Source organism: Streptomyces sp. NPDC111516, assembly GCF_055635345.1.
In genome coordinates this window covers 508,766-533,490 of the sequence record NZ_JBVKBV010000001.1, presented here as the reverse complement: position 1 = coordinate 533,490, position 24,725 = coordinate 508,766, and the positions used below count along the sequence as shown (strand labels likewise).

The 24,725-nt window shown below is 70.5% G+C and carries 22 protein-coding genes; 8 read left to right on the top strand and 14 right to left on the bottom strand.

The genetic code is table 11. The features are described 5' to 3' along the window. Window positions 1–274 precede the first annotated feature (274 nt). Entirely contained in the window at window positions 275–988 is a 714-nt protein-coding gene (locus ACZ7L9_RS02415) for a PhzF family phenazine biosynthesis protein (protein ID WP_471411789.1), read from the top strand. 79 nt (window positions 989–1,067) lie between these two features. On the opposite strand, the gene map is transcribed toward ACZ7L9_RS02415, so the two are convergent. After that, on the bottom strand, window positions 1,068–1,925 hold the full coding sequence (gene map, locus ACZ7L9_RS02410) for a type I methionyl aminopeptidase (RefSeq protein WP_471411787.1): 858 nt from the start codon (window positions 1,923–1,925) through the stop codon (window positions 1,068–1,070). Window positions 1,926–1,983: 58 nt separating this feature from the next. Between map and ACZ7L9_RS02405 the strand changes: the two genes are divergently transcribed. Further along, window positions 1,984–2,214, top strand: a complete 231-nt coding sequence (locus ACZ7L9_RS02405) for a hypothetical protein (RefSeq protein ID WP_471411785.1) — start codon at window positions 1,984–1,986, stop codon at window positions 2,212–2,214. Window positions 2,215–2,244: 30 nt separating this feature from the next. Here the strand turns inward: ACZ7L9_RS02405 and ACZ7L9_RS02400 are convergent, their stop codons facing one another. Both ACZ7L9_RS02400 and ACZ7L9_RS02395 read right to left on the bottom strand, forming a co-directional pair. After that, window positions 2,245–3,567 carry an MFS transporter gene (locus ACZ7L9_RS02400; RefSeq protein ID WP_471411783.1) on the bottom strand — a complete coding sequence of 441 codons (1,323 nt, stop codon included), beginning with the start codon at window positions 3,565–3,567 and terminating at the stop codon, window positions 2,245–2,247. A 119-nt stretch (window positions 3,568–3,686) separates the two neighbouring features. Further along, window positions 3,687–4,289 (bottom strand): hypothetical protein, encoded by a 603-nt coding sequence (locus ACZ7L9_RS02395; RefSeq protein WP_471411781.1) that lies wholly within the window; start codon window positions 4,287–4,289, stop codon window positions 3,687–3,689. A 141-nt stretch (window positions 4,290–4,430) separates the two neighbouring features. Between ACZ7L9_RS02395 and npdG the strand changes: the two genes are divergently transcribed. After that, window positions 4,431–5,141 carry an NADPH-dependent F420 reductase gene (gene npdG, locus ACZ7L9_RS02390; protein WP_471411779.1) on the top strand — a complete coding sequence of 237 codons (711 nt, stop codon included), beginning with the start codon at window positions 4,431–4,433 and terminating at the stop codon, window positions 5,139–5,141. Between the two features lie 131 nt (window positions 5,142–5,272). Beyond that, window positions 5,273–5,446, top strand: a complete 174-nt coding sequence (locus tag ACZ7L9_RS02385) for a hypothetical protein (RefSeq protein ID WP_266745817.1) — start codon at window positions 5,273–5,275, stop codon at window positions 5,444–5,446. An 8-nt stretch (window positions 5,447–5,454) separates the two neighbouring features. On the opposite strand, the gene ACZ7L9_RS02380 is transcribed toward ACZ7L9_RS02385, so the two are convergent. Beyond that, complete coding sequence (locus ACZ7L9_RS02380) at window positions 5,455–6,252, bottom strand: site-2 protease family protein (protein ID WP_471411776.1); 798 nt, start codon at window positions 6,250–6,252, stop codon at window positions 5,455–5,457. Window positions 6,253–6,310: 58 nt separating this feature from the next. Next, complete coding sequence (locus tag ACZ7L9_RS02375) at window positions 6,311–7,798, bottom strand: recombinase family protein (protein WP_471412745.1); 1,488 nt, start codon at window positions 7,796–7,798, stop codon at window positions 6,311–6,313. 44 nt (window positions 7,799–7,842) lie between these two features. Here ACZ7L9_RS02375 and ACZ7L9_RS02370 point away from each other — a divergent pair, with 44 nt between their 5' ends. Then, the gene (locus ACZ7L9_RS02370; protein WP_471411774.1) at window positions 7,843–11,385 is read left to right on the top strand and encodes an AfsR/SARP family transcriptional regulator; all 3,543 of its coding nucleotides are present in this window, start codon (window positions 7,843–7,845) and stop codon (window positions 11,383–11,385) included. A 36-nt stretch (window positions 11,386–11,421) separates the two neighbouring features. Here ACZ7L9_RS02370 and ACZ7L9_RS02365 read toward each other — a convergent pair whose 3' ends face one another. The 3 genes from ACZ7L9_RS02365 to panB all read right to left on the bottom strand — a co-directional run bounded on the left by ACZ7L9_RS02365 (window position 11,422) and on the right by panB (window position 14,340). Further along, a complete protein-coding gene (locus ACZ7L9_RS02365) occupies window positions 11,422–12,279 on the bottom strand; it encodes an ABC transporter permease (protein WP_471411772.1) in 858 nt (285 codons plus the stop codon). Continuing rightward, complete coding sequence (locus ACZ7L9_RS02360; RefSeq protein WP_471411770.1) at window positions 12,276–13,298, bottom strand: ATP-binding cassette domain-containing protein; 1,023 nt, start codon at window positions 13,296–13,298, stop codon at window positions 12,276–12,278. The genes ACZ7L9_RS02365 and ACZ7L9_RS02360 overlap by 4 nt, the downstream gene beginning before the upstream one ends. Before the next feature lie 154 nt (window positions 13,299–13,452). Continuing rightward, window positions 13,453–14,340 carry a 3-methyl-2-oxobutanoate hydroxymethyltransferase gene (panB, locus tag ACZ7L9_RS02355; protein WP_471411768.1) on the bottom strand — a complete coding sequence of 296 codons (888 nt, stop codon included), beginning with the start codon at window positions 14,338–14,340 and terminating at the stop codon, window positions 13,453–13,455. A gap of 173 nt (window positions 14,341–14,513) precedes the next feature. Here panB and ACZ7L9_RS02350 point away from each other — a divergent pair, with 173 nt between their 5' ends. The 3 genes from ACZ7L9_RS02350 to ACZ7L9_RS02340 all read left to right on the top strand — a co-directional run bounded on the left by ACZ7L9_RS02350 (window position 14,514) and on the right by ACZ7L9_RS02340 (window position 18,171). Next, a complete protein-coding gene (locus ACZ7L9_RS02350; protein ID WP_471411767.1) occupies window positions 14,514–16,127 on the top strand; it encodes a DHA2 family efflux MFS transporter permease subunit in 1,614 nt (537 codons plus the stop codon). A 132-nt stretch (window positions 16,128–16,259) separates the two neighbouring features. Beyond that, window positions 16,260–16,922 (top strand): TetR/AcrR family transcriptional regulator, encoded by a 663-nt coding sequence (locus tag ACZ7L9_RS02345; RefSeq protein ID WP_471411765.1) that lies wholly within the window; start codon window positions 16,260–16,262, stop codon window positions 16,920–16,922. Between the two features lie 217 nt (window positions 16,923–17,139). After that, entirely contained in the window at window positions 17,140–18,171 is a 1,032-nt protein-coding gene (locus ACZ7L9_RS02340) for an endonuclease/exonuclease/phosphatase family protein (RefSeq protein WP_471411763.1), read from the top strand. A 184-nt stretch (window positions 18,172–18,355) separates the two neighbouring features. Here the strand turns inward: ACZ7L9_RS02340 and ACZ7L9_RS02335 are convergent, their stop codons facing one another. From ACZ7L9_RS02335 to ACZ7L9_RS02310, 6 genes are all read right to left on the bottom strand, one after another. Beyond that, window positions 18,356–19,264 (bottom strand): CPBP family glutamic-type intramembrane protease, encoded by a 909-nt coding sequence (locus ACZ7L9_RS02335; protein WP_471411761.1) that lies wholly within the window; start codon window positions 19,262–19,264, stop codon window positions 18,356–18,358. 239 nt (window positions 19,265–19,503) lie between these two features. Further along, window positions 19,504–21,258: an NAD+ synthase gene (locus ACZ7L9_RS02330; protein ID WP_471411759.1), complete on the bottom strand. Its 1,755-nt coding sequence runs from the start codon at window positions 21,256–21,258 to the stop codon at window positions 19,504–19,506. 76 nt (window positions 21,259–21,334) lie between these two features. Beyond that, window positions 21,335–23,050 carry a multicopper oxidase family protein gene (locus ACZ7L9_RS02325; protein ID WP_471411756.1) on the bottom strand — a complete coding sequence of 572 codons (1,716 nt, stop codon included), beginning with the start codon at window positions 23,048–23,050 and terminating at the stop codon, window positions 21,335–21,337. A 65-nt stretch (window positions 23,051–23,115) separates the two neighbouring features. Next, complete coding sequence (locus tag ACZ7L9_RS02320; protein WP_471411755.1) at window positions 23,116–23,286, bottom strand: hypothetical protein; 171 nt, start codon at window positions 23,284–23,286, stop codon at window positions 23,116–23,118. A gap of 149 nt (window positions 23,287–23,435) precedes the next feature. Beyond that, window positions 23,436–23,864: a CBS domain-containing protein gene (locus ACZ7L9_RS02315; protein ID WP_471411753.1), complete on the bottom strand. Its 429-nt coding sequence runs from the start codon at window positions 23,862–23,864 to the stop codon at window positions 23,436–23,438. Between the two features lie 127 nt (window positions 23,865–23,991). Then, window positions 23,992–24,723, bottom strand: coding sequence for a DUF305 domain-containing protein (locus ACZ7L9_RS02310; protein ID WP_471411751.1), 732 nt, complete (start codon window positions 24,721–24,723; stop codon window positions 23,992–23,994). Between the last annotated feature and the right edge of the window lie 2 nt (window positions 24,724–24,725).

Sequence of the window (24,725 nt, the reverse complement as noted above, 5' to 3'; positions counted from 1 at the left end):
CCACAGAAGATGAAGGAGAAGCAGGAGAACTGGAATGACGGTCGGACAAAGGAAGGTGAGGCAGGCCTAACTTAACCGAGGCTTGCCTGACCTGGACCCACTCGTGCAGTGATTCACCTCTCATCCCGGCGGCGCGGGGACGGGGCGATCATGAATGCCTCATGAAGGACTCATGGAAAGGTCAAGCAGAGGTCAAGCCCCTCGTGCCGGGCAACACCGCCCGGGTGACGGCCCGGTCGCGGGGCCGTCGCCCGGGCGGTGCTTGAATGCCCAGGTGAGCGACAGCGACTTGGACGTACCCGTAGGCATCGACGTACTGCGGGTGTTCTGCGGCCCCGACGGCCGGCACGGCAATGCCCTCGGGGTCGTGCGCGACGGGCGTACGTACCCCGACGAGGCATCCCGGCAGGCCCTGGCCTGTCGACTCGGCTTCAGTGAGACCGTGTTCGTCGACGACCCCGAACGCGGACACGTCGACATCCACGCGCCGGGACTCCGCCTCCCCTTCGCCGGACACCCGCTCGTCGGCACCGCCTGGCTGCTCGACCTGGAGATCCTGGAGCTGCCGGTCGGGGAGGTCTTCGCGCGTCAGGACGGGGAGTTCACCTGGATCACCGCCCGCCCCGAGTGGGCGCCGCCGCGCAGGCTGGAGCGGTACGCATCAGTCGCCGAGGTCGAGGCGCTGACCGGGCCGCCGCCGGGCGAGGGCTGGCTGTACGTATGGGCCTGGGAGGACGAGGCGGCGGGGCGGGTCAGGGCGCGGGCGTTCCCGAGGCGCGACGACAAAATCGTGGAGGACGAGGCGACGGGGGCGGCGGCGCTGCTGCTCAGCGCGGAGCTGGGCCGCGCCCTCAACATCAGGCAGGGACGCGGCTCCCAGATCCTCACCGCCCCGGCACCGGACGGCACGGTGGAGATCGGGGGGCGCGTCCTGCCGGCTGTTCGATCAAGCCCGTCCGGCGGAAACTCGAGCCCGTCCGGCGCGTGAGGACAAAAACGGCGCGATCGGCCGGGCCGACCGATGTACCCCGGTCACTCCGCGACTGAAGGCTCCGTGTGGTCAGTGGTCACGGGAGCGTCAGGATCTCGGCGCCCGTCTCCGTCACCACCAGCGTGTGCTCGAACTGGGCGGTGCGCTTGCGGTCCTTCGTCACCACGGTCCAGCCGTCGTCCCACATGTCGTACTCATGGGTGCCCAGCGTCAGCATCGGCTCGATGGTGAACGTCATGCCGGGCTGCATCACGGTGGTCGCGTGCGGGCTGTCGTAGTGCGGAATGATCAGTCCGGAGTGGAACGAGGAACTGATCCCGTGCCCGGTGAAGTCCCGCACCACCCCGTACCCGAAGCGCTTCGCATACGACTCGATGACCCGCCCGATCACATTGACCTGCCGCCCGGGCCGGACCGCCTTGATGGCCCGGTTCAGCGACTCCTCGGTGCGCTCCACGAGCAGCCGGGACTCCTCGTCCACGTCGCCGCAGAGATATGTGGCGTTGTTGTCGCCGTGCACACCGTTGATGTACGCCGTGACGTCGAGGTTCACGATGTCGCCGTCGCGCAGCACCGTGGAGTCCGGGATGCCGTGGCAGATCACTTCGTTGAGCGAGGAGCAGAGCGACTTGGGGAATCCCCGGTAGCCGAGCGTCGACGGGTAGGCGCCGTGATCGCACATGAACTCGTGGGCGACCCGGTCGAGTTCGTCCGTCGTGACGCCCGGGGCGATGTGCTTGGCGGCCTCCGCCATCGCCTGCGCGGCGATTCGTCCCGCGATGCGCATGCGCTCGACGGTATCGGCGTCCTGGATCTCCGGACCGGTGTACGGGGTGGGGGCCGGCTTGCCCACGTATTCGGGGCGCCGGATGTTTCCGGGCACGGAACGGATGGGAGTGATCTCCCCGGGTGCGAGCAGCGACTGGCCAGACATGTCAGCGAGTCTAACCAGCGCGTGTGGGGCAGCATGGCCCCGAGGGAAGGAGCCGGAGATGGCCCTGTTCAAGAAGCGCACGGTCGGCAAGCCGGGCGAGTGGTACTACTGCCTGCAGCACCAGAAGGTCGAGGAGGGCCCCGAGTGCCCGGCCAAGGACCGCTTCGGACCGTATGCCTCCCCCGAGGAGGCACGGCACGCGATGGAGACGGCGCAGGAGCGGAATCTCGAGTGGGAGACGGACCCCAAATGGCAGGACCGGGACACGCCGCCGGACCCGGAGGCGTAAGAGGAGCTCACAAGTTGGGCGCCCGGCTCCTCAGGCGCCGGAGGGGCTGGCTTCCGCAGCCTTCTCCGCGGTGCGCTGTGCGCGCCTGCGTACCGCGTCCTCGTCCGTCCCGGAGTCGTACGTCAGCAGCTTCGGCAGCGCCGCGGTGAGCAGCGCGACCGAGGCCACGCACGCCACACCCCCGCTCCAGATCGCGGAGCGGGTCCCCGTCCAGCCCGCCATCGCGCCGGCCCGCACCTGACCCAGCTGCGGGCCGACGCTGTACGAGAGCACCTCGATGCCCGCGAGCCGGCCTCGCAGCTCCTCCGGGATGGTCTGGTTCCAGATCGTGGAGCGGCCGAGACCGCTGATCATGTCGCCCGCGCCCGCCACCGCCAGGCAGGCCAGCACCAGCCACACATTGCCGAACCATCCGGCAGCCGCGATCGCCAGCCCCCAGGCCGCCGCCCCGAACACCACGAACAGCCCGTGCCGCCGTACCCGTGACGTCCAGCCGCTGGTCAGGCCGAGGACCAGCGAGCCGACCGACCCCGCCGCGTACATCAGCCCCAGCGACCACCGGGCATCCAGCTCGTCCGCGAGGAACGGGAAGATCGTGTTCGGGAAGGCGAAGAACATCGCCGCCAGGTCGACCGCGTACGTCCCCAGCAGCACCGGCCGGCTCCAGGCGTACCTCGCCCCCTCGACGATGCCGCTCAGCGAAGGCTTTGGGCTGTCCCGGGCGGGCGGCGCGGGTGTCAGCCGCAGGCACAGCAGCACGGACACGGTGAACGTGACCACCGTGACCGTGTACGCCGTGGCGTGCCCGGCGTAGGCCACCACGACTCCGGCCACCGCCGGGCCGGTGATCGCGCCGAACTGCCAGCGCAGCGAGTTCAGCGCGGCGGCGGCGGTCAGCTGGTCGTGCGGCACGATGCGGGCCATCAGGGAGTCCAGCGCGGGCCGCTGGAGCCCGGCGAGCGCGGAGACCCCGCCCGCCACCAGATAGAGCGGCCAGAGCATCGGGTCGGGCAGCGCGGCGTTCACCAGGAGTACGAGGGCCAGCAGCCCCAGCCCCGCCTCGGTGCCCAGGATCACCTTGCGGCGGTCCGCGGAGTCCGCGAGGGCCCCGCCGTACAGACCGAAGACCACCAGCGGCACCAGCTCGACCGCGCCCATCGCGCCGACGGCCAACGGCGAACCCGTCAGCTCCTTGATCTGGAGCGGCAGCGCGATCAACGCCATGAAGCTGCCGAAGTACGTCACCAGCCCCTGGATCCACAGCAGCCGGAAGTCGGCCGACGAACGCAGGGGCGAGAGGTCGGGAAGCAGAGCGGAGAGCCGGCCCGCCGCCGAGGAGGGAGCTGAGGTCACGAGGGGTCATGGTCCGGCGCCGTAGGTGCTCCGTGCAACAGAGTTTCCTGGTGGCGGGGAGCCCCGGAGAATCCGGTGGCCGGGGAGCGCGGCGGCTCCCGTCGTGGCACCCGGGACGCTCACCAGCGGGCCGGTGGCGGGGCCGTCAGCTGGTCGGCGAGCCGGGACAGCCGGTCCCGGAAACGGCGGTTCCCGCGTGGCGACGGGGCGCTGTTCTCGCCGGCCGCCGCGCTCACCAGATGCTGCACGGTGTCCAGGTCGACGTCGTCGGTGCCGGTCACCGCGAGCGTTTCGTGGGCGAGCCCCAGCACCTCCGGATCGCCGCCGTCCAGCGAGAGGACCGTCGCTCCGGCCCGGCGGGCGTCGTGCACCCGCTCCAGCAGCCCGGCGCCGGGCCGCTCCGGGGCCACCAGCAGCAGCGTCTCGCCCCGCCCGGCCGCCTCGATCCGGCCCAGACCGACGGCCAGATGCGCCGGATCGCCCGGCTCGACCCGGTGGCGTACCAGGGTGGGCGTCAGCTCCGGCAGCCCGGACCAGGTGGACTCGTCGACCAGATGGGCCGCCAGATGCCACGGCTCGTACGCGGCCGTCCCCACCAGCAGCAGCCCGCCACCGTGCGGGACGACGGACGACCTGAGCGCCCCGGCGAACCGCCGGGCCGCGTCGGGCCACCCGGTCCCGGCGAGTACTTCACGCAGCAGGGCGACGCGTACGGCATCCATGGCCCGGCATCATGCCGCAGGAGCACGGCCCGGCACCGGAGAACGGCTCCGAACCAGCCGAACGGGGCCGCCGCGGAGCGACGGAGACCGCATGGGGACTGGGCCGGCTCCCCGTCCGTGGCGGGCAGTAATGTCACAGCCATGACTACGAATGACAGTGGCAGCGCAGCCAAGCCCCCGGCCAAGGACCCGTGGGACCTCCCCGACGTCTCCGGGCTGACCGTCGGCGTGCTCGGCGGCACCGGGCCGCAGGGCCGCGGGCTCGCCTACCGGCTCGCCCGCGCCGGGCAGAAGGTGATCATCGGCTCCCGTGCCGCCGACCGCGCACAGACCGCAGCCGACGAGCTGGGCCACGGCATCGAGGGCGCCGACAACGCGGAGTGCGCGCGGCGCAGCGACGTCGTGATCGTCGCCGTGCCGTGGGACGGCCACGCCAAGACCCTGGAGTCGCTGCGCGACGAACTGGCGGGCAAGCTCGTCATCGACTGCGTCAACCCGCTCGGCTTCGACAAGAAGGGCGCCTACGCCCTGAAGCCCGAGGAGGGCAGCGCCGCCGAGCAGGCCGCCGCCCTGCTGCCGGAGTCCCGGGTCACCGCGGCCTTCCACCACCTCTCGGCGGTGCTGCTGCAGGACGAGGCCATCGAGGAGATCGACACCGATGTGCTGGTGCTCGGCGAGGCCCGCGCCGACACCGACCTCGTACAGGCACTGGCGGGCCGGATTCCCGGCATGCGCGGCATCTTCGCCGGGCGGCTGCGCAATGCCCACCAGGTCGAGTCCCTGGTCGCCAACCTGATCTCCGTCAACCGCCGCTACAAGGCGCACGCCGGTCTGCGTACCACCGACGTCTGAGGCCCTGTCGGGTGACCTCGGAGCGGCTCTCCGGCGCCCGAGCGTGTTCCGGCGCACCCTGCGGCGAGCGGAAAGGGGCATGAGGGACACTGGACGGGACCATGCATCACCCCGGACAGGAGCCGCTCCTCATGCCCCGCCTCGCTCTCTACGCCATCGCCGTCTGCGTCCTGGCCGTCGTCGCGGCCGTGATCTCGTTCGTCCAGGGCAGCTTGCTCGGGATCGTCTGGGTGCTGCTGGCCGGGCTCTCGTCCAACATGGCGTGGTTCTACCTGCGCCGGCAGCGCGCACAGACCGCCGGCTGAGCGGTGGATCAGCGGCCGGCCGTGCAGACCGGGTCGGCCGACCGCCAGAAGCGGTAGGTGTCGAAACCGCAGTACGTGGTGAAGTCGCTGACGCCCAGTGCCCGCAACAGGGAATGGATCGCGTCGAAGAACACGTGGTTGACCTCGGGAATCCACAGGATGCCGAAGACCGCGATCAGCCCGAACGGCGCGAACGGCTCGACCTGCCGGCGGATCCGGTACGAGAGCCAGGGCTCGATCACGCCGTAGCCGTCCAGCCCCGGCACCGGGACGAAGTTGAGGATCGCCGCGGTGACCTGGAGCAGTGCCAGGAAACCCAGCGCGTACTGGAAGACGGCCGGGACGCCGTCCAGCGCGTGCAGCCAGAACGGCGCCGTGCAGACGAACGCGAACAGCACATTCATCAGCGGGCCCGCCGCAGAGATCAGGCTGTGCTTCCAGCGCCCGCTGATCCGGCTCCGCTCGATGAAGACCGCACCACCGGGCAGACCGATACCGCCCATGATCACGAACAGCACCGGCAGCACGATGCTCAGCAGCGCATGCGTATAAGCGAACGGATTGAGCGTCAAATAGCCCTTGGCGGTGACGGTGATGTCGCCGCTGTGTAGCGCGGCGCGGGCGTGAGCGTACTCGTGGAGACAGAGTGAGACGATCCACGCCGTGGTGACGAAGAGAAAGACTGCGATGCCCGGGATTGACGCAAAGCCGATCCAGACAGCCCAGCCCGAAACGGCCATCACCGCGACGATTCCGAGGAAGACCGGGCTGACGCGACGCCCTGCTGCGGCGGTACCAGTGTTCATGGACCGAGGGTAGCGGCGGCTGTTGAGCGTCCACGGCCTGAGGCTGAAGCGGCCGGGGTTACGGTCGGCCCTGCGATCGGGCGAAGCGCTGCTTCAGGTCCTTGGGCAGACGCAGGAAATGTCCACCTCTGTCCTGAGGGTGACACTCGACGGTGATACCTGCCTGAACAAGGTCATTCGCGAGGGTAGTTGTGTCCTTGTCCCGCCATCGTTCGGCGAAGGTCATTCCGATTTCGGCATACTCCCAGCGATCCTGTCCGTCTTCTTCCGAAAGGTGCAGTCGCTCGAACTCTTGTCGTAGCCCGGTGAGCGCCTGCTCCCCTTTCGTCCGGAGGGTCTCTGAACTGTAGATGCCGCCCGGCAGTAGTTGTGCCACGTGGTAGTTGATTGCAGCCTCAACTGCCGCCAGCCGCTCGGCCGACCCATCGCCCTGGACGTAGATCCGCCTGGTGACCGGCTCGTGGCCGATCTCCGAGAGGATCATTCGGGTAACCGGACCGATGATTTCATCGTTCGGTGCGAATACATATCCCCTGCATGCAGGGGAGCCCACGCGTGACAGGCAGCGGATCTTGCTCGTGACGCGTTCGGAACCGTCTCGGCGCTTCTTCTTTGTGACGTGAAGCTGAAGGTTCTTGCCGCAGCTGCCGCACTTGATTACGCCGAGGAAGGGTGTCCTCGGAGACGTCGGCTTGCTCGCGGAGACGGAGGCAGCGACCAGCGCGCTCTGTAACCTGTGCCAGTCTTCCTCGGTCAGGATGGGGTCGGCCATGCGAACAACCTGCCCCCGTTCGTCATGGACCAGCACCTTCTTCTGGTACTTCCTTCCTGGTACTGGCTCGTTCCGGGTCTTGAGGCCGCGAAGAGCAGGGGAGGTCAGGATCTTTTTCAGGGTGACCGGGTGCCATACAAAGTCCCGATCGATCTTCCGCCTGCCGTAAGAGTCAGCCGGGGACGGCACGTTCCGGTTCTCGAAGTCCCTGCAGATGGCATTGATCGGCTCTCCGGCGACGACCCGGCGAGCGGCCTCCCGCACAACTGGAGCCGTAGCGGGATTGATCTCCAGGTAGCGCCCTCCCTCCTTCCCGTAGGTCCTATAGCCATAAGGCGGTGAGCCGCCGCCCCAGCGCGGAGTGGCGAGCAGATGCTGGCGCATCGACGTGACTCGATCAGAAGCTGCGAGAGATTCCATCTGTGCGAATGATGCGATCAAGGAGGCCATGGCCTCTCCGGACGAGTCGGTGAGATCGAAGGGCTCGGTGACAGAGGCAATTGCCTTGCCGCCGTGGTCCCGTGCCCAGTCGATCAGGTCATGAAGGTCACTGACTTTGCGTACGAGGCGGTCCAGCCGCCAAACGACGATGACGTCGAACTCGGGCGCCCGGTCGTCCAGCCATGACGAGAGCTGGGGCCGCTGCCACGGTGTGGAGCGTGAGGCGGATTCGTAATCTTCGGCCGTGCCGACGACGCGCCATTCGCGGCGCGCGCAATAGGTCACACATTCCTTGAGTTGGCGCTCTGGGCTGGTGGTCGAGAGTTGCGCAATCTGCTGCGTCTGGACCTGTGATGCGCGGTAGGGAGAATAGGCGCGTGCGCTACTGCATCCTCGGCACCACCCAGGTACTCCGCGACGACGGCACGGCCGTCACGCTCGGCGGGGCGCGGCTGCGCGCCCTGCTCACCGTCCTCGCCCTGCGCCCCGGCCGCACCGTCCCGGCCGCCGTGCTCGTCGACGAGGTGTGGGACGGCGACCCGCCGGCCGACGCGGTGGGCGCCCTGCAGGCGCTCGTCGGACGGCTGCGGCGGGCCCTCGGTCATGCGGCGGTCGCCTCGGCGGAGAGCGGCTACAAGCTCGCCGCCGAGCCGGACGCGGTCGACCTGTACCGCTTCGAGCGGCTCGCGGGGGAGGGGGCGCGGGCGCTGGAGGAGGGCGACGCGGGGAAGGCCGTGGCCGTGTTCGACGGCGCGCTCGCGCTGTGGCGCGGACCGGCCCTGGCCGATCTCCCAGACCGCGGCGCCCTCGCGGCCCGCTGGGCGACCCGGCGCCTGGACGCCCGCCGCGGCAGGCTCGCCGCGGCCCTCGCGCTCGGCCGCGCGGACGAGGCCCTGCCCGAACTGGCCGCCCTCTGCGCCGAGCACCCGATCGACGAACCGCTCCAGGCGCTGCGGCTGCGGGCGCTGCGCGACGCCGGGCGTACGGCGCAGGCGCTGGCCGCTTACGACGAGGTGCGCACCGTGCTCGCCGATCGGCTCGGCACCGACCCCGGACCCGAACTGCGCTCCCTGCACGCCGAGTTGCTCAGCCAGGAACCGGCAGGTGCGGCGGCTGGGGTGGCCGCGGTGGTCGTGGCCACGGAGACCGAGCCGGCCACCCGGGCCGCCACGACAGCACCCGCCACAACCGCCCACCCGCACCGGCCCCGCACCGCCCTGCCGCAGGGAAACCTCCGGGCCAGGCTCACCAGCTTCGTCGGGCGCGAGGGGGACATCGACGCCCTGCGCGAGGACCTCGCGCACGCCCGGCTGGTCACCCTCCTGGGCCCCGGCGGCGCGGGCAAGACCCGGCTCTCCCAGGAGGCCGCCGAATCCGTCGCCCCCGCCTGGCCGGACGGCGTCTGGCTGGCCGAACTCGCCCCCGTCGACGACCCCGAGGCCGTACCGGAGGCCGTTCTGACCGCCGTCGGCGCCCGCGAGACCGTGCTGCGCGGAGCGGGCGCCGAGGAGCTCCGGGTCGCCGAAGGGAACGCGGGCGACCCCCTCGTACGCCTCACCGAGCACTGCTCCCGGCGCCGCATGCTGCTGCTCCTGGACAACTGCGAACACCTCGTCGGGGCCGCCGCCGCCCTCGCGGACCATCTGCTCGCCCACTGTCCGGAACTCACCGTGCTCGCGACCAGCCGTGAACCCCTCGGGGTGCCGGGCGAGTTCCTCCGCCCCGTCGACCCGCTGCCCGACCCGATGGCGCTCCGGCTGCTCGCCGACCGCGGCGCCGCCGCGCGGCCCGGCTTCCGGATCGACGCCGACGAGGAGACCGCGGCCGCCACCACCGAGATCTGCCGCCGCCTCGACGGACTGCCGCTCGCCATCGAACTCGCCGCCGCCCGGCTGCGGATGCTCACCCCGCGCCAGATCGCCGACCGGCTCGACGACCGGTTCCGCCTGCTGACCAGCGGGGCCCGTACCGTACTGCCCCGACAGCAGACGCTGCGCGCCGTCGTCGACTGGTCCTGGGACCTTCTCGACGCCGAAGAACGCGCCGTCCTGCGCCGCCTCTCGGTCTTCGCGGGCGGCTGCACCCTGGCCGCCGCCGAGGCCGTCTGCGCCGACGGGCCGCAGGACGCGCGCGAGGTCGCCGGGCTGCTCGGCTCACTCGTCGACAAGTCCCTCGTCGTCGCCGCTCCCGCCGACGACGGCGAGATGCGCTACCGGCTGCTGGAGACCGTCGGTGAATACGCCGCCGAACGGCTAGGTCCTGTCCTGTCGATCTTCGTGGATCAGCCCGGGGCGTCTGGTGCGGTGCATCGCAAGGCGGAGGATCGTCCTCGTACTGGACGTACTCGGGCGACTCCGACAACGCGGCGAGGTGCCGCGCCAGGCGTTCCGGGCCCGCGAAGATCGGCAGGACAGGGCCTTGACGGGGCCGGGGAGCGGGACACCGTGGAGCGCCGCCACCTGGTGTACTTCCGGGAGCTGGTCCGTACCACGGACCCAGAACTCCGCGGCGCCGGACAGCGGTCCGCCATCGACCTGCTCCAGCGCGAGTACGAGAACATCCGCACCGCCCTGCGCCGTGCCGTCGCTGCCCGCGACGAGCAGGAGGCGCTCTGCATGGTGCTGTCGCTGTGCTGGTACTGGCAGATGCGCGATCTGCGCACCGACGCCCTGCAGTGGGCCGACGCGACCGCCGCGCTGGGTCCCGACCCCTTCGCGCCGCCCGCCGAGCCCGCGCCGTCCCTCCACGAACGCTGCATCGACGCGCCGCCGCCCATGTCGCCCGAACTGCTCCAGGAGGCGCGGCGCCAGGTGGCCCTGGTCCAACTGGTCAGCATGGACCACTCCCAGAACGTGTGGGCCAACGAAAGGGGCATGGCCCGGCTGCGCATCATCGCGGACACCTACCGGCCGGGACAGCCGCAGACCTGCCGCACCCCGGCCTCTCTCTGGTTCTTCGCGGTCATGCTGACCGGCGGGGTCGACGACCTGCGCGAGCTGCTGGACGAAACGGTCCGCGCCAGCCGGGAGTTCGGCTACGCGTGGGAACTGGCCGGCGCGCTCCAGATGCGCGCAAATGTGCTGGCCAACCGGTCCGAATGGGCGGGAGACGCGCGCCGTGACGCGGACGAGAGCCTGGAGATCTTCGTCCGGCTCGGCGACGACTGGGGCGCCGCCGAGGCGCTCTCCTCCCGGGGCGAGGCGAACGAGAAACGGGGCGAGTACGCGCGCGCGGCCGAGGACTTCCGGGCCGCCATCGGCTACGCGCGGAGGCTCGGCGCCGAGTCCCAGGTGTCGGTCCTGCGATCCCGGTACGCGTCCGTGCTCACCGAACTCGGCCGCGGCGACGAGGGCGAGGCGATCCTGCGGGAGGTGCTCGCGGAGGGACGCGGGGCGAGTCACGAGGCGATGCCCGCCGCCCGCCTCTACCTCGCCATGTGGCTGGGGCGGACCGGACGCACCGGCGAGGCTCGGGAGCAACTGGACGCGTTGCACGAGGAGTTCCGCTCCGAGACGCTGGCGATCTTCGAGGGCTTCATGCTCGGCGGACTGGCCTGGCTGGACAACCAGGACGGCCGGTACACCGACGCCCTGCCCAAGGGACTGAAGGCGCTGATCCGGTCCCACGACCGGCTGTCCCAGATGGTGGCGCCCCACATGTCAGTCATCCATCTCGTCGGCCTCGCACGTTCGTTGGCCGGTGTCGGCGGCGAGCGCCGGGCCGCACTCGCCGCCCGGCTGCTGGGCGCCGGCCGCGGGCTGCTGCCCCGGGGCCACGTACCGTCGTCGATGGAGCGGCACGACTGGGCCGAGGCGGAGAAACTGGCCGTCGCCGTCCTCGGGAGGGCCGCCTACGAGACCGCGTACGCCGAGGGCGGGGGCCTCTCGCTGGAGGAGGCCACCGCCCTCGCCGAGGCGTAGCGGGACTGAGAGGAGCTCAACCGTCACCGGTGCGCGTCAGCTCCGCTTGCGGAACCGGGCGACCGCGAGCGGCGCCGTCACCGCGGTGATCGCCACCGCCCAGCCGAGCGTCAGCCACACGGAGTGGGCGACCGGTCCGCCGATCATCAGCCCGCGGGCCGCGTCCGCCAGATTGGACAGCGGGTTGTAGTCGGTGAACGCCTGGAGCCAGCCGGGCATCGTCGCGGTCGGGGCGAAGATCGAAGAGCCGAACTGCAGCGGGATGAGCACCAGCATCCCCAATGCCTGAACTGCCTGGGCCGTCTTCAGGGACAGCCCCAGCAGGATGAAGATCCACATGATGGCGGCGCCGAACGCCGCCGACAGACCGACCGCCGCGAGCAGGCCGAACACCGAGGTCTTCAGCTCCATGCCGAGCAGGAAGCCCATGCCCAGCAGGATCGCCGTGGCGACCATCATCCGGCCCAGTTCGACCACGATCTTCGCGATGAGGACCGAGGAGCGGGCGATCGGCATCGTCCGGAACCGGTCCATGACCCCCTTGCGGAAGTCGTCGTTGACACCGGTGCCGACCGCGGTGGCGATGTTCATGCCCATCATCGCCATCAGACCGGGGACCACGTAGTTGATGTACGTCTGCCGGTCGCCGCCCAGGCTCGCCCCGATGGACCCGCCGAAGACGTACACGAACAGCAGGGTGAAGATGATCGGCATCAGGAGCACATCGAACATCGACTCCGGATCCTTCTTGATCTGGAGCAGATTGCGCCGCATCAGCGCTCCGATGTGCCGCAGATTGCCGCGCAGCCCGATCCGGCCCTCGCCGGCGGGCGCCCCCGGCAGCGCGGCAGCGGCGGCACCGGTCGTCGCGGGCTTCTGGATCGTCGTGCTCATGCCGCGACCTCCGCGGGGATCGTGTCGGTGGCGGAAGTGCTCTTCTCGCCGGTGATGGCCAGGAACACCTCGTCCAGGCTGGGCAGCGCGGTGGCCACGTGCGCCAGCGAGAAGCCCCGGGTGCCGAGCAGCCCGATGACGGCGGTCAGCTGTTCGTCGCTGAGGATCGGCACGTACAGCAGGCCCTCGTCCGGGACGGCCTGCGCGCCCGCGACCCCGTCCAGACCGGCCTCTCGGATCGCCTGCGCCATCGCGGGCAGCTGCACCGGGTCCGACGGCCGGATCTGCAGGGTGCGGCCGCCGACCTTGGCCTTCAGCTCGTTCACCCCGCCGCGGGCGATGATCCTGCCCTTGTCGATGACGGTCAGCTCGTTGGCGAGCTGCTCGGCTTCTTCCATGTACTGAGTGGTGAGCAGCACGGTCACCCCCTCCGCGACCATCCGCTGCACCTCGTCCCAGACCTCGTTGCGGGTCCGGGGGTCGAGCCCCGTCGTCGGCTCGTCCAGGTAGAGGACGGCCGGGCTGCCGATCATCGACGCGGCGAGGTCGAGGCGGCGCCGCATGCCGCCGGAGTAGTCCATCGCGGCGCGCTTGGCGGCGTCGGTGAGCGAGAACCGCTCCAGGAGCTCGTCGGCCCGGGCCCGGGCGGTCCTGCGCGGCAGGTCGAGCAGCCGCCCGATCATGTAGAGGTTCTCCCAGCCGGAGAGCTTCTCGTCGACCGAGGCGTACTGCCCGGTCAGACCGATGGTGCGGCGCAGCTGCCGGGGCTGCTTCACCACGTCGTAGCCCGCCACGGTGGCGTGTCCGGCGTCGGGGAGGATCAGGGTGGACAGGCAGCGTACGAGCGTGGTCTTGCCGGCGCCGTTGGGGCCGAGCACACCGAGGACGGTGCCCTCGCGCACATCGAGGTCCACGCCGTCCAGCGCCTTGGTCGAGCCGTAGTGCTTGACCAGCCCCCGGACCTCGACGGCGTTCGGGCCGCTCCTGGGGTTCTTGTCGATTCGTGTCATGCCCACCATGGGACCAGGCGCCACCGACAGGCCGCCGACAACAGGCCGACAACAGGCCGACAACAGGCCGACGGCCCGCCGATGGGGGATGTCGGCGGGCTGTCGGTGGTGCGGGCAGTGGCCCGTGCCCGGGGCCTGTTCCGTTGATCAGGCCCCGAGGGGATCAGTGGAAGGTGTGCTCGGGGGCCGGGAAGCTGCCGCCCACGACCTCCTCCGCGAACTCCTTCGCCGCGTCACCCAGTACCTGGCGCAGGTTCGCGTACTGCTTGGTGAAGCGCGGCACCTTGCCGCCGGTCAGCCCGACCATGTCGGTGTAGACCAGCACCTGGGCGTCCGTGTCGGGACCGGCGCCGATGCCGACGGTCGGGATGTGCAGGGTGCGGGTGACCTCGGCCGCCAGCTCGGCCGGTACGAGTTCCAGGACGACGGCGAACGCGCCCGCGTCCTGCACGGCCTTGGCGTCGCGCAGCAGCTGCTGGGCGGCCTCCTCGCCGCGACCCTGCACCCGGTAGCCCATCGCGTTGACGGACTGCGGGGTCAGACCGATGTGGGCCATGACCGGAATACCGGCTTCGACCAGCAGCCGGATCTGCTCGTGGCTGCGCTCACCGCCCTCCAGCTTGACCGCACCGACACCGGACTCCTTGACCAGTCGGGTCGCGTTGCGCAGGGCCTGGACGGGCCCCTCCTGGTACGCCCCGAAGGGCAGGTCGCCGACGATCAGGGCGCGCTTGGTGCCCCGTACGACAGCGGCGGAGAGGATGGCGATCTCGTCCATCGTGACGGGCACGGTGGTTTCGTAACCGAGGTGGCAGTTGCCCATGGAGTCGCCGACGAGCATCACCGGGATGCCGGCCTCGTCGAAGACGGACGCGGTCATCGCGTCATAGGCGGTGAGCATCGGCCACTTCTCACCGCGCTCGGTGGCGGCGGCGATGTCATGGATGGAGATACGGCGGGTGCTCTTGCCCCCGTACAGCGCCTTGCTGCTGTCGGTGGGGGCACCCGTGGGGGATGCGGCGGACTTGTTCTGCGCAGCCTGCAGCGACATTGCCAACGGCTCCTTCGTCATCTCGAGGCGCCCTGTCGGCGTCCCCGGACCGGTTCCATGGTGGCATCCCGCGTCCGTCCGCGGGAAGTGGGCCCGCGCACGCAGGCCGGCGGCGCCCGTAAAGACTTTACAATACGAGACGGTACCGTATCGAAATCATATAGTCTCCTGACATGCCAATACCGTCGGGCGGTCGCGCCGCCCTGCCCCAGGTGCCTGAGGCGGTCCACCGCCGCCGTTGGGCGATCCTCGTCGTTCTGATGTTCAGCCTGCTCATCGTGGTACTGGACAACTCGATCCTGAACGTCGCGGTCAAGACCATCGCCGGCCCCGCACCCACCGGCCTGGGTGCCACCCAGAGCGAGCTGGAATGGGCGATCAACGCCTACACCCTCGTCTTCGCGGGTCTCCTCTTCACCGCGGGCCTGCTCGGCGACCGCGTAGGCCGGAAGAAGGTGCTGCTCTTCGGCATCCTGCTCTTCGGCGTCGGCTCCGCCCTGGCGGCCATGTCAGACTCGCCCGGGGAACTGATCACCTGGCGTGCCGTGATGGGCTTCGGTGCCGCGTTCGTCATGCCGGCCACGCTCGCTGTCCTGATGAACGTCTTCGAACGCGACGAGCAGCCCAAGGCCATCGGGATTTGGGCCGGCAGTGTCGGCCTCGCCATCGCGATCGGCCCGATCACCGGTGGACTGCTGCTCGAACACTTCTGGTGGGGCTCGATCTTCCTGGTCAATGTGCCCGTGGTGATCGTCGCGCTGATCGCGATGGTGGCGCTGGTGCCGGACTCCAAGGATCCGAACCCCGGCCGGATCGACCCGCTCGGTGTCCTGCTGTCCATCGTCGGTCTGGTCCTGCTGGTGTACGGCATCATCCGCGGTGGCCAGCTCGCCGACTTCGCCGACCCGGCCGTGCTGGCCTCGATCATCGGCGGCCTGGTCGTCCTGGCCGGGTTCGTCCGGTACGAGAAGCGCAGCAGCCACCCGGCCCTCGACATCTTGTACTTCAAGGAGCCGTCGTTCTCCGCGGCCGTCGCCGCCATAGCGCTGGTCTTCTTCGCGCTGATGGGCGTGACCTTCTTCTCCGCCTTCTACATGCAGAGCGTGCGCGGCTGGAGCGCGCTGCAGTCCGGTCTGCTGATCCTGCCGCTGGCCGCCGCCCAGATGATCTTCGCGCCGCGTGCCCGGCTGGTCGTCGACCGGTTCGGCGCCCGTGCGGTCTGCACCGTCGGGATGCTGCTGGTCGCGGTCGGCCTGGCCGCGTTCGCGTTGTTCGACGCCACCACGCCGGTCTGGGTGCTGTGCGTGCTCTTCTTCGTCCAGGGCACGGGCATGGCCCATGTGATGACGCCGGTCACGGTCTCCGTGATGCAGGCGCTGCCCAGGGAGAAGGCCGGTTCCGGATCGGCGGTCAACAACACGTTCCGGCAGGTCGGCGGGGCGCTCGGGATCGCGGTGCTCGGCTCGGTTCTGTCCACCGTCTACCGTGGCAGCATCGACGGGCACCTCGGCGCCCTTCCGGCCGGTGCCAGGGAGGCGGCGGGAGAGTCGATCGAGGCGACGCTCGGCATCGCGGACAAGCTGGGTCCCGAGGGCGCCCCGCTGGTCGCCGCCGCGAACGACGCGTTCCTGAAGGCGATGCATGTCACTGCCATCGGTTCGGCGGCCATCGCTCTGGTGGGCATGCTCGTGGTCTGGCTGTTCCTGCCGGGGAAGGCGCCTGCCGGACAGGGGGCCGAGGGGTCCGGCAAGGGCGAACGGCCGGTGCGTGCCAGGGCGGACCGGTGACGGCCCCGGCGAGCTGAGACGCGCCGCCCCGGGTTCCGGACGAGATCCCCGGAACCCGGGGTCGGCCCGGAGAGGCATCGCCGCCGTCGGCGAGAATCGAATGGCGGGCGGTGCGGCGAGAGGTGGATTCACGTGCAGGCAGAGGCGCAGGTAGAGGCACAGTCGCAGAACCGGAGGCGCCCGGTCCAGCAGGATGCGGAACCGCGGAGGGGCCGGCCGCGCAGTGCGGCGGCCGAGCGGGCGATCCTGGACGCCGTCGTCGAACTGCTGGAGGCCGGTGAGCCCCTCGCCGGTCTGTCCATCGAGCGGATAGCCCGGACCGCCGGGGTCGGCAAGGCGACCATCTATCGGCGGTGGAGCGGCAAGGAGGAGCTCTTCGTCGACGTCCTGCGCGACATCGAACCCCCGGAACCCACCGTCTCCGGCACCGCCGGGCTCGACGACCTGCGGCTGCTGCTGGAGTCGTTGCGCCGACGCGGCCTCGCCCAGCGCTCCTCCGTCCTGCTCCACAATGTCTTCGCGCAGATGAAGAGCCATCCCAAGCTGTGGACCGAGTATCACTGCACCGTCATCGCCCCCCGCCGCGTCGCCATGCTGGCCGCCGTGCGGCGGGCGGTCGACGCGGGCGAGCTCCGCGGGGACCTGGACGTGGAACTGATGGACGACCTGTTCCTGGGGCCCATGCTCGTACGCACCATCCACCGGCCCGACGCGCCGCTGCCCGAGGACCTCGCGGACCGCATCATCCGGGCCCTGACGGAGGGCCTCGCCCCCAGGCCCGCCGCGGACGGCTGACCTGCCCGGCTCACCGCCGACGGCTGACCCGCCCGGACCCGCCCGAGTGTGATCGTTCTGTCACAAGTCCCCGCAGACCCCTCTCGGCCGGAACTCGCCGGACCCCACGCGTCGTCCTCGTGGCAGTACAGCCGTCGTGGACGGCGGGAATCGCGCCGCCCATCGCCTAGGGTCGAGGGCGCGGCGACACGCAAGGCAAGGCAGTGAGGACAGCGCGATGGTGCAGGCGTACGGACCGGAAACCGGGAACGACCGTGCGGAGTCGCAGAGCGCCGGGTCCGGATCCCGCTTCCGGGGCCTGCTCGACAGACGGATCCGTGACAAGGGCATCTGGCGGCGCGGAATCGTCCTCGCCGTCTGTGCGGTGCTTCTCACCCTCGTGATGGTCTTCCACGCGGAGATCCCGAACACCATCGGCAACCTGGGCAGCCTCACCGAGACGTTCCTGCCGTGGATCGGCGTATTCGTCCCGCTGCTGCTGATCCTGGGCCTGGTACGCCGCTCGGCGACCGCACTGATCGCCCTGCTGCTGCCGGTCGCGGTCTGGCTCAATCTCTTCGGCGGGCTGATGCTCTCCGACAAGTCGGGCAGCGGCGGGGACCTGACCGTGGCCACCCACAATGTGAACGCGGACAACCCCGACCCCACGCGCACCGCCCGGCAGGTCGCGGACTCGGGCGCCGACATCATCGCCCTGGAGGAGCTGCCGAGCGATCAGGTGCCGACGTACAAGGCGGCGCTCGCCGACCGCTTCCCGTACCACTCGGTGCAGGGGACCGTCGGCCTGTGGAGCAAGTACCCGATGAGCGGCACCCGGCCGGTCGACATCAAGATGGGCTGGACCCGGGCGATGCGCTCCACGGTGAGGACGCCCAAGGGCGAGGTCGCCGTCTACGTGGCCCACCTGCCGTCCGTACGCGTCAAGCTGCACGCCGGATTCACCGCCAACCAGCGCGACGACAGTGCCGACGCCCTGGGCGAGGCCATCGCCGACGAACGGCTCGACAAGGTGATCCTGCTCGGTGACCTCAACGGCACGATGAACGACCGCTCGCTCAACGCGGTCACCTCGCAGCTGCGGTCCACCCAGGGCGCGGCCGGCGACGGCTTCGGCTTCAGCTGGCCGGCCGCGTTCCCGATGGCACGGATCGACCAGATCATGGTGAAGGGCGTCGAACCGATGTCGTCGTGGACACTCCCGGCGACGGACAGCGACCACCTTCCGATCGCGGCACGCGTGGAGCTTTGACCGGCGGCCGGCCCGGTTCCGGCGGGCTCGGGGCGATCTCGGAATCGGAGTGAACGGGTACGTACCAGGGGTGCGTTCAGCACGCCGCACGGACCGGGCGGGCTGGGAAGGCGCCCGCACAGGTCGTCTCTGAAGAAACGGTAGAAGGTGCCGGGGCATGGACTCTCGGGGACCGTTCAGTGCCTCACCTCCTGTCGGTCCGGGCGCCGGGAAGCGCGAGCCTGCCCGTACGGGCGAGGATGACAACCAAGGGGGCCATGGCCAGCCAGCCGGGCCAGCCTGCGAGGCTCATGTGCAGCGGCTCCAGCGGGGCGTCCGGTTCGGCGAACTCCCTGACCATGCTCACGCTGGCCGAACTGACGAAGGCATGGCCGACCACCGCCGGTATCACCGATCCGGAGGCCAGCCGCAGCCAGGTGAAGACCGGCAGCGCGAGGCCGCAGCTCACCAGCATCGCGGGCACGGCGACGTACCACGGCTCACCCGGGTACTGCCCGCCCATCAGAAGGGTCGGCAGGTGCCAGAGCGCGAAGGCGGCACCCGTGCCGAGATAGGCGCGCAACGCGCGCGTGGTTCCCTTCCCCTGAGCGAGCCGGGGGAGCAGATAGCCCTGCCAGCCCAGTTCCTCACCGAAGAACAGCGGCAGGGACAACAGCATCTGTACGAGCGCTGTTCCGGCCCAGGCGGTCGCCCCGCTCCAGCTCACACCTCCGAAGGGGTAGACATCCGCCGCTGTGCCGATGGCGAGCGTCGCGACGGTGAGACCGGCCGGGACCGCGACGGCCGTCAGCAGCCACCCCACCGCACGGGGCCACGGCTTCGGAAGACGCAGCGCGAGCGCGTCGCGCACCCGGCTGTCGCCCTCCACCCACCGCACCACCACGACCGCGGCGGCAGCCGGGGCCATCATGGCCGCCGATATGCACAGGTTTTCCAGGTCACCGGGTTGCACCCGGCCGTCGGTGCGGCGGAACCCCTTGATCAGCAGGGGTGACATGGCCAGCCACATGCCTGAATAGGCAAGGGTCAGATAGATGAGCAGGCCGCGGATCCGGGCCCGCGGAGAGGGGGCCCTCGGTGTGGTGACGGTCATACCGACGACGCTAGGAGCGTCCGTGACGGGTCAGAAGGAAGCCCGCTCCCGTCCTGCGGTGGAGCCCGTTCCCGTCATGGGGTGGAGCCCGCTCCACCATTCAGCCGGTCCCCGCCGTCCCGGGGATACGTACCGTGGTGCCCGCCGGGACCGTCCGGCGGGCGGCCGACGGATCAGGGGCCGACCGCCCGCGGGCCCCACCGACCGCCACCGGACGGCTCCGGTCACCGCGCCCCCGCTCAACCCGATTCGCGCCACCGGTTGGTGATCGGCAGCCGGCGGTCCTTGCCGAAACCCTTCGGGGAGATCTTCGTGCCCGGCGGGTACTGCCGCCGCTTGTACTCCGCCGTGTCCACCATCCGCAGCGTCTTCGCCACCAGCGCGGCGTCGAACCCGGCCGCGACGATCTCGTCCAGCCCCTGGTCCCGGTCGACGTACAGCTCCAGGATCCGGTCCAGTACGTCGTAGTCGGGCAGCGAGTCCGTGTCGACCTGTCCCGGGCGCAGCTCGGCGCTGGGCGGCTTGGTGATGGACGCCTCCGGGATCGGCGGGGTCTGCCCGCGCTCCTCGGCGGCGCGGTTGCGCCACTGCGCGAGGCGGAAGATCGACGTCTTGTAGACGTCCTTGATCGGCCCGTACGCCCCGACCGAGTCGCCGTAGAGCGTCGAGTAGCCGACCGCCAGCTCGGACTTGTTGCCCGGGGCGAGGACGATCTGGCCCTCCTGGTTGGAGACGGCCATCAGCATCGTGCCGCGCAGCCGCGACTGGAGGTTCTCCTCGGCGAGGCCGGTGAGCCCCAGCGAGCCCATGTACGCGTCGAACATCGGCTCGATCGGTACGGTGCGGAAGTTCAGCCCGGTACGGCGGGCCAGCTCGGCCGCGTCGCCCTTGGAGTGGTCCGAGGAGTACTTCGACGGCATCGAGATGCCGTACACGTTCTGTGCCCCCAGCGCGTCGCAGGCGATGGCCGCGACCAGCGCCGAGTCGATCCCGCCGGAGAGCCCGATCAGCACGCTGCTGAAGCCGTTCTTGGCGGCGTACGCGCGCAGGCCCACGACCAGCGCCGAGTACAGCTCCTCGTCGTCGTCGAGCCGCTCCGCGTAACCGCCGGCCAGCTCCGCCTCGTATGCCGCCAGGGGCTCCTCGGAGAGCACCACGCGGTCGATCCGCAGTCCGTCGTTCACGACACCGGACGGGGCCACGGCCGCGGCGGCCGGGAGGTCCAGGTCGAGTACGACGCAGCCCTCGGCGAATTGCGGGGCGCGGGCGATCACTTCGCCGTCCCGGTCGACGACGATCGAGTCGCCGTCGAAGACCAGCTCGTCCTGACCGCCGATCATCGCCAGGTAGGCGGTGGTGCAGCCGGCCTCCTGGGCGCGCTTGCGGACCAGTTCCAGTCGGGTGTCGTCCTTGTCCCGCTCGTACGGCGAGGCGTTGATCGACAGCAGCAGCCCGGCACCGGCCGCCCGCGCGGCCGGCACCCGGCCGCCGTCCTGCCAGAGGTCCTCGCAGATCGCGAGCGCCACGTCGATGCCGTGGACCCGGATGACCGGCATCGAGTCGCCCGGTACGAAGTACCGGAACTCGTCGAACACGCCGTAATTGGGGAGGTGGTGCTTGGCGAAGGTCAGTGCGACCTGCCCGCGGTGCAGCACCGCGGCGGCGTTCTGCGGGGCGCCGGCGGGCTGCCCGTAGCGCGGTTGGGCCGTCTCGGAACGGTCGAGGAAGCCCACGACGACCGGCAGCTCCCCGAAGCCCTCCGCGTCGAGGCGGGCGGCGAGCGCGCGCAGCGCCTGACGCGAGGCCTCGACGAAGGACGACCGCAGGGCCAGGTCCTCGACGGGGTAGCCGGTCAGCATCATCTCGGGGAACGCCACCAGATGGGCGCCCTGTTCGGCGGAGTGCCGGGTCCAGTGGACGATCGCCTCGGCGTTGCCGGGGAGATCACCGACGGTCGAGTCGATCTGATTCAGTGCGAGGCGTAGTTGAGGCACGCCGACAGTGTAATCGTCTGACTGACGCGATGTCCTGGCGGGCCGCGCGATCGTCCGGCCGCCCGCCGGGAACGGGTCAGCGGCGGTAGCCGAGGACCGTCATCATGCCCACGTCCGAGTGGTAGATGTTGTGGCAGTGGAGCATCCACAGACCCGGGTTGTCCGCGTCGAACTCGACGGCCATTGAACTGTGCGGCCGGACGATCACGGTGTCCTTGCGCGCCCACGCGGCCTGGCCCCGCCGGGAGGCCCGGTGCTCCGGCCCGGCCGGTCCCACCAGGCCGAACGAGTGCCCGTGCAGATGGACGGGGTGCCACATCGACGTGACGTTGTAGAACTCCAGCCTGACCCGCTCGCCCGCCCTGACCGGATGGCGCTGTCCGGGGTTGTACGGCTTGCGGTCGAAGGCCCAGTCGTACGCCCTCATGCTGCCGGTCAGCTTGAACCGCAAGGTCCGGTCGGCCTTGCGGACGGACAGCGCCACGGATTCGTCCGGCGACAGGTCGAACGCCTCCACCAGCTTTCCGTCCAGCTCCTTCGGCCGTACGGAGGCGGTGGGCGCCGTGCCCTTTCCGGTACGGAGCAGGGCCAGCGCCGATGCCCGCTTGCCCTCGGCGAGCGCGGTCAGCGGGAACACCCCGTCCCCGGCGGTCACCACCACGTCGTACCGCTCGCCCATGCCCAGCAGCAGGGCGTCCGTCGTGGTGTGCCGGACGGGGTAGCCGTCGGTGTGCGTGATCGTCATCCGGTGACCGCCGAGCGCGACACGGAAGGCGGTGTCCCCGCCCGCGTTGATGATGCGCAGCCGGATACGGTCGCCGGGCTTGGCAATGAAGGACGTGGGGGACTTCGGTACGCGACCGTTGATCAGGTAGTAGGGGTAGTCGACGTTGCCCCCGTGACTTTCGAGCAGTTCGCTGTAGGAATCCCTCATGATCCGCGAGGGGCCGGAGCGCCGCTTGGCGGACTTGGGCGTCCCGGGGCCCTTGGGGTCTCTGGGGGACCCACCGTGCCCGCTGCCCCCCGGGTCGCTCTTGTTGTCCATCCCGTCGTGGCCCGAACCGCCGTGGTCCATGCCGCCCCTGCCCCCGCTGAGCTCGTCGAGCACCTCGTCGGGCGTGGAGCCGGCCACCCCGTCGACCCAGTCGTCGAGGACGACGACCCACTCCTTGTCGTACTTGAGCGGCTCCTTCGGGTCCTCGACGATCAGTGGCGCGTACAGCCCGCGATCCTGCTGGACGCCCGTGTGCGGATGGAACCAGTACGTCCCCGGGTGCGGCACCTTGAAGTGGTATGCGAATTCCGCGCCCGGCTTGATGGGCTGCTGGGTCAGGACGGGTACTCCGTCCATGTCGTTGCGCACATTCAGCCCGTGCCAGTGCAGGGTGGTCGTCGCCGGAAGGTGATTGGCGAGCTTGAGCGCGACGACGTCGCCCACCGTGAGCCGCATTTCCGGGCCGGGCAGCCGGGCTTCGTAGGCCCAGGAGCCGACGACGAGCCCGCCGCCCAGATCGAGGCGGGACGGGGTGGCCGTGAGGTCGATCTTCCGTACGGGGCCGGAGGCCCGCCTCGCCTCGGCCGCCGCGACCTCCTCCCCGTTGGGGGAGACGTACTCGCCCCCGGAATTCCCGCGGGGAGCTGTCCCGTGGTTCGCACCGCCGGCGTTCGGGGTGCCGGAGTGCGTACCGCTGCGACCCGTGTCGGAATCGCCGGAGCAGGATGCCAGAACCGCCGTACCGGCAGTGGCGACAGCGGCGCCGAGCACGGCGCGTCGGGTGGGTGGAGTGCGCATGACGGAGAGCACCTCGGGGTGTTGTCGGTATTTCGGTCTGCTGGGGGAGGGGGGAGGTGCCCCTCCTATATGCACAGCACCGACAACAGGGCACGGTCTCGCCGGCCCGGCCGGGGATCCGGCACCGGCACCGGCGACACCCGCGCCGCGCCACCCCCGAGGAGGTGGACGATCCCGATGAGCAGCGCGACGAACAGGGACAACTGTCCGTACGTCGCACATCTACTCAGAGTCATGTCGAGCACCTTACCCCCGCTGGGTATGGAGCGCGCGCGGAAACGTATCTCCGCAGCTCTACGGGGAGTCTCCGGGGCGCACGGGGCAGCGGTCCGGTACCCCTCGTGCAAGGGGTACCGGACCATTGAGCCGGGAGTTCGCGGGCCGGTCAGCTGCTGGGGGCGTAGACCTTCTCCACCCAGCCGGCGATCTGCTCGTCGGTGAGGTGCTGCGCCAGATCGGCTTCGCTGATCATGCCGATCAGCTTCTTGTTCTCGACCACCGGAAGCCGGCGGATCCGATGGGTCTGCATCTCCTCCAGAACCATCTCCACGTCCGCGCCCGAGTCGATCCAGCGAGGGGTGCCGTGGGCGAGGTCGCCCGCGGTCATCTTCGACGGGTCGTGCCCCCTCGCCACGCAGCCGACCACGATGTCGCGGTCCGTGAGGATGCCGATCATCCGGTCCTGCTCGCCTTCGGCGGAGATGGGCAGCGCGCCCACATTGTGGTCGCGCATCAGCTGCGCGGCGCGGTCGAGTGTCTCGTGTGCGGGGATCCAGGTGGCCCCGGTGTGCATGATGTCCTTGGCGGTGGTCATGAGGGATTCCTCCTGCGTGCCGGTGGGCATGCTGTACGACCCCGAGCGAACCCATCGTCATGGGCCCGTTCGGCGTACGCGACCGCTATCACCCGTTCGGGTGCATGTGCGGCTCGGCGGGAATCTTTCAGGACCGGGGCTTCGCCCCTCGTGCCGCCAGCATGTCGGCCATCACGTCCAGCTCGGACTGCTGGGCCTCGACCATCCCCTGGGCGAGGCGCTTCTCCACCTTCACCGTGCACAGCCGGGCGCAGCCGCGGGCCATGCCGATGCCGCCCTTGTGGTGGTCGGTCATCAACTGGAGGTACAGGACCTCGGCCTTCCTGCCGCTCGTCGCGCGGAGCCGGTCCAGCTCGGCCCTGGTGGCCATGCCGGGCATCAGGGAGCCGTCATGGGCCCGGTACCGGGTCCCCGGCCCCGCCGTCCCGTCCTTGCCCGCCATGCCGTCCATGCCCGCCATGTCGTGGTCCTCGTGCCCGCCCGCCATCCAGGCCATCGGCTCCTGAGCGGTGGCCTTCGGCAGCTCCCACAGGTCCAGCCAGCCGAGCATCATGCCCCGCTGGTTGGCCTGCGTATTGGCGATGTCGTACGCGAGGCGGCGTACCTCCTCGTCCCGCGTACGGTCACGCACGAGGAACGACATCTCCACGGCCTGCTGATGGTGGATCGCCATGTCGCGGGCGAAACCGGCGTCCGCGGAATCCACCGCGGGCGTGCGCGGGGCGGGCGTCGCCACACGGTCCGTGCCCTCGCCCCCGCCGTCGCCCCGCGCGGAGGCGACCGTCGCCACCCCCGCGAACAGCAGCGCGAGCGCGACGGCGGAGCCCGTCACCCACCGGATGCGCCGGTCGCGTGTCACCG

Bases quoted from the DNA above. Each gene is read 5' to 3' on its own strand.
- map (WP_471411787.1), bottom strand. From the start codon at position 1,925: ATGTCTGGCCAGTCGCTGCTCGCACCCGGGGAGATCACTCCCATCCGT.
- ACZ7L9_RS02405 (WP_471411785.1), top strand. From the start codon at position 1,984: ATGGCCCTGTTCAAGAAGCGCACGGTCGGCAAGCCGGGCGAGTGGTAC.
- ACZ7L9_RS02395 (WP_471411781.1), bottom strand. From the start codon at position 4,289: ATGGATGCCGTACGCGTCGCCCTGCTGCGTGAAGTACTCGCCGGGACC.
- npdG (WP_471411779.1), top strand. From the start codon at position 4,431: ATGACTACGAATGACAGTGGCAGCGCAGCCAAGCCCCCGGCCAAGGAC.
- ACZ7L9_RS02385 (WP_266745817.1), top strand. From the start codon at position 5,273: ATGCCCCGCCTCGCTCTCTACGCCATCGCCGTCTGCGTCCTGGCCGTC.
- ACZ7L9_RS02380 (WP_471411776.1), bottom strand. From the start codon at position 6,252: ATGAACACTGGTACCGCCGCAGCAGGGCGTCGCGTCAGCCCGGTCTTC.
- ACZ7L9_RS02365 (WP_471411772.1), bottom strand. From the start codon at position 12,279: ATGAGCACGACGATCCAGAAGCCCGCGACGACCGGTGCCGCCGCTGCC.
- ACZ7L9_RS02360 (WP_471411770.1), bottom strand. From the start codon at position 13,298: ATGGTGGGCATGACACGAATCGACAAGAACCCCAGGAGCGGCCCGAAC.
- panB (WP_471411768.1), bottom strand. From the start codon at position 14,340: ATGTCGCTGCAGGCTGCGCAGAACAAGTCCGCCGCATCCCCCACGGGT.
- ACZ7L9_RS02350 (WP_471411767.1), top strand. From the start codon at position 14,514: ATGCCAATACCGTCGGGCGGTCGCGCCGCCCTGCCCCAGGTGCCTGAG.
- ACZ7L9_RS02340 (WP_471411763.1), top strand. From the start codon at position 17,140: ATGGTGCAGGCGTACGGACCGGAAACCGGGAACGACCGTGCGGAGTCG.
- ACZ7L9_RS02335 (WP_471411761.1), bottom strand. From the start codon at position 19,264: ATGACCGTCACCACACCGAGGGCCCCCTCTCCGCGGGCCCGGATCCGC.
- ACZ7L9_RS02325 (WP_471411756.1), bottom strand. From the start codon at position 23,050: ATGCGCACTCCACCCACCCGACGCGCCGTGCTCGGCGCCGCTGTCGCC.
- ACZ7L9_RS02320 (WP_471411755.1), bottom strand. From the start codon at position 23,286: ATGACTCTGAGTAGATGTGCGACGTACGGACAGTTGTCCCTGTTCGTC.
- ACZ7L9_RS02315 (WP_471411753.1), bottom strand. From the start codon at position 23,864: ATGACCACCGCCAAGGACATCATGCACACCGGGGCCACCTGGATCCCC.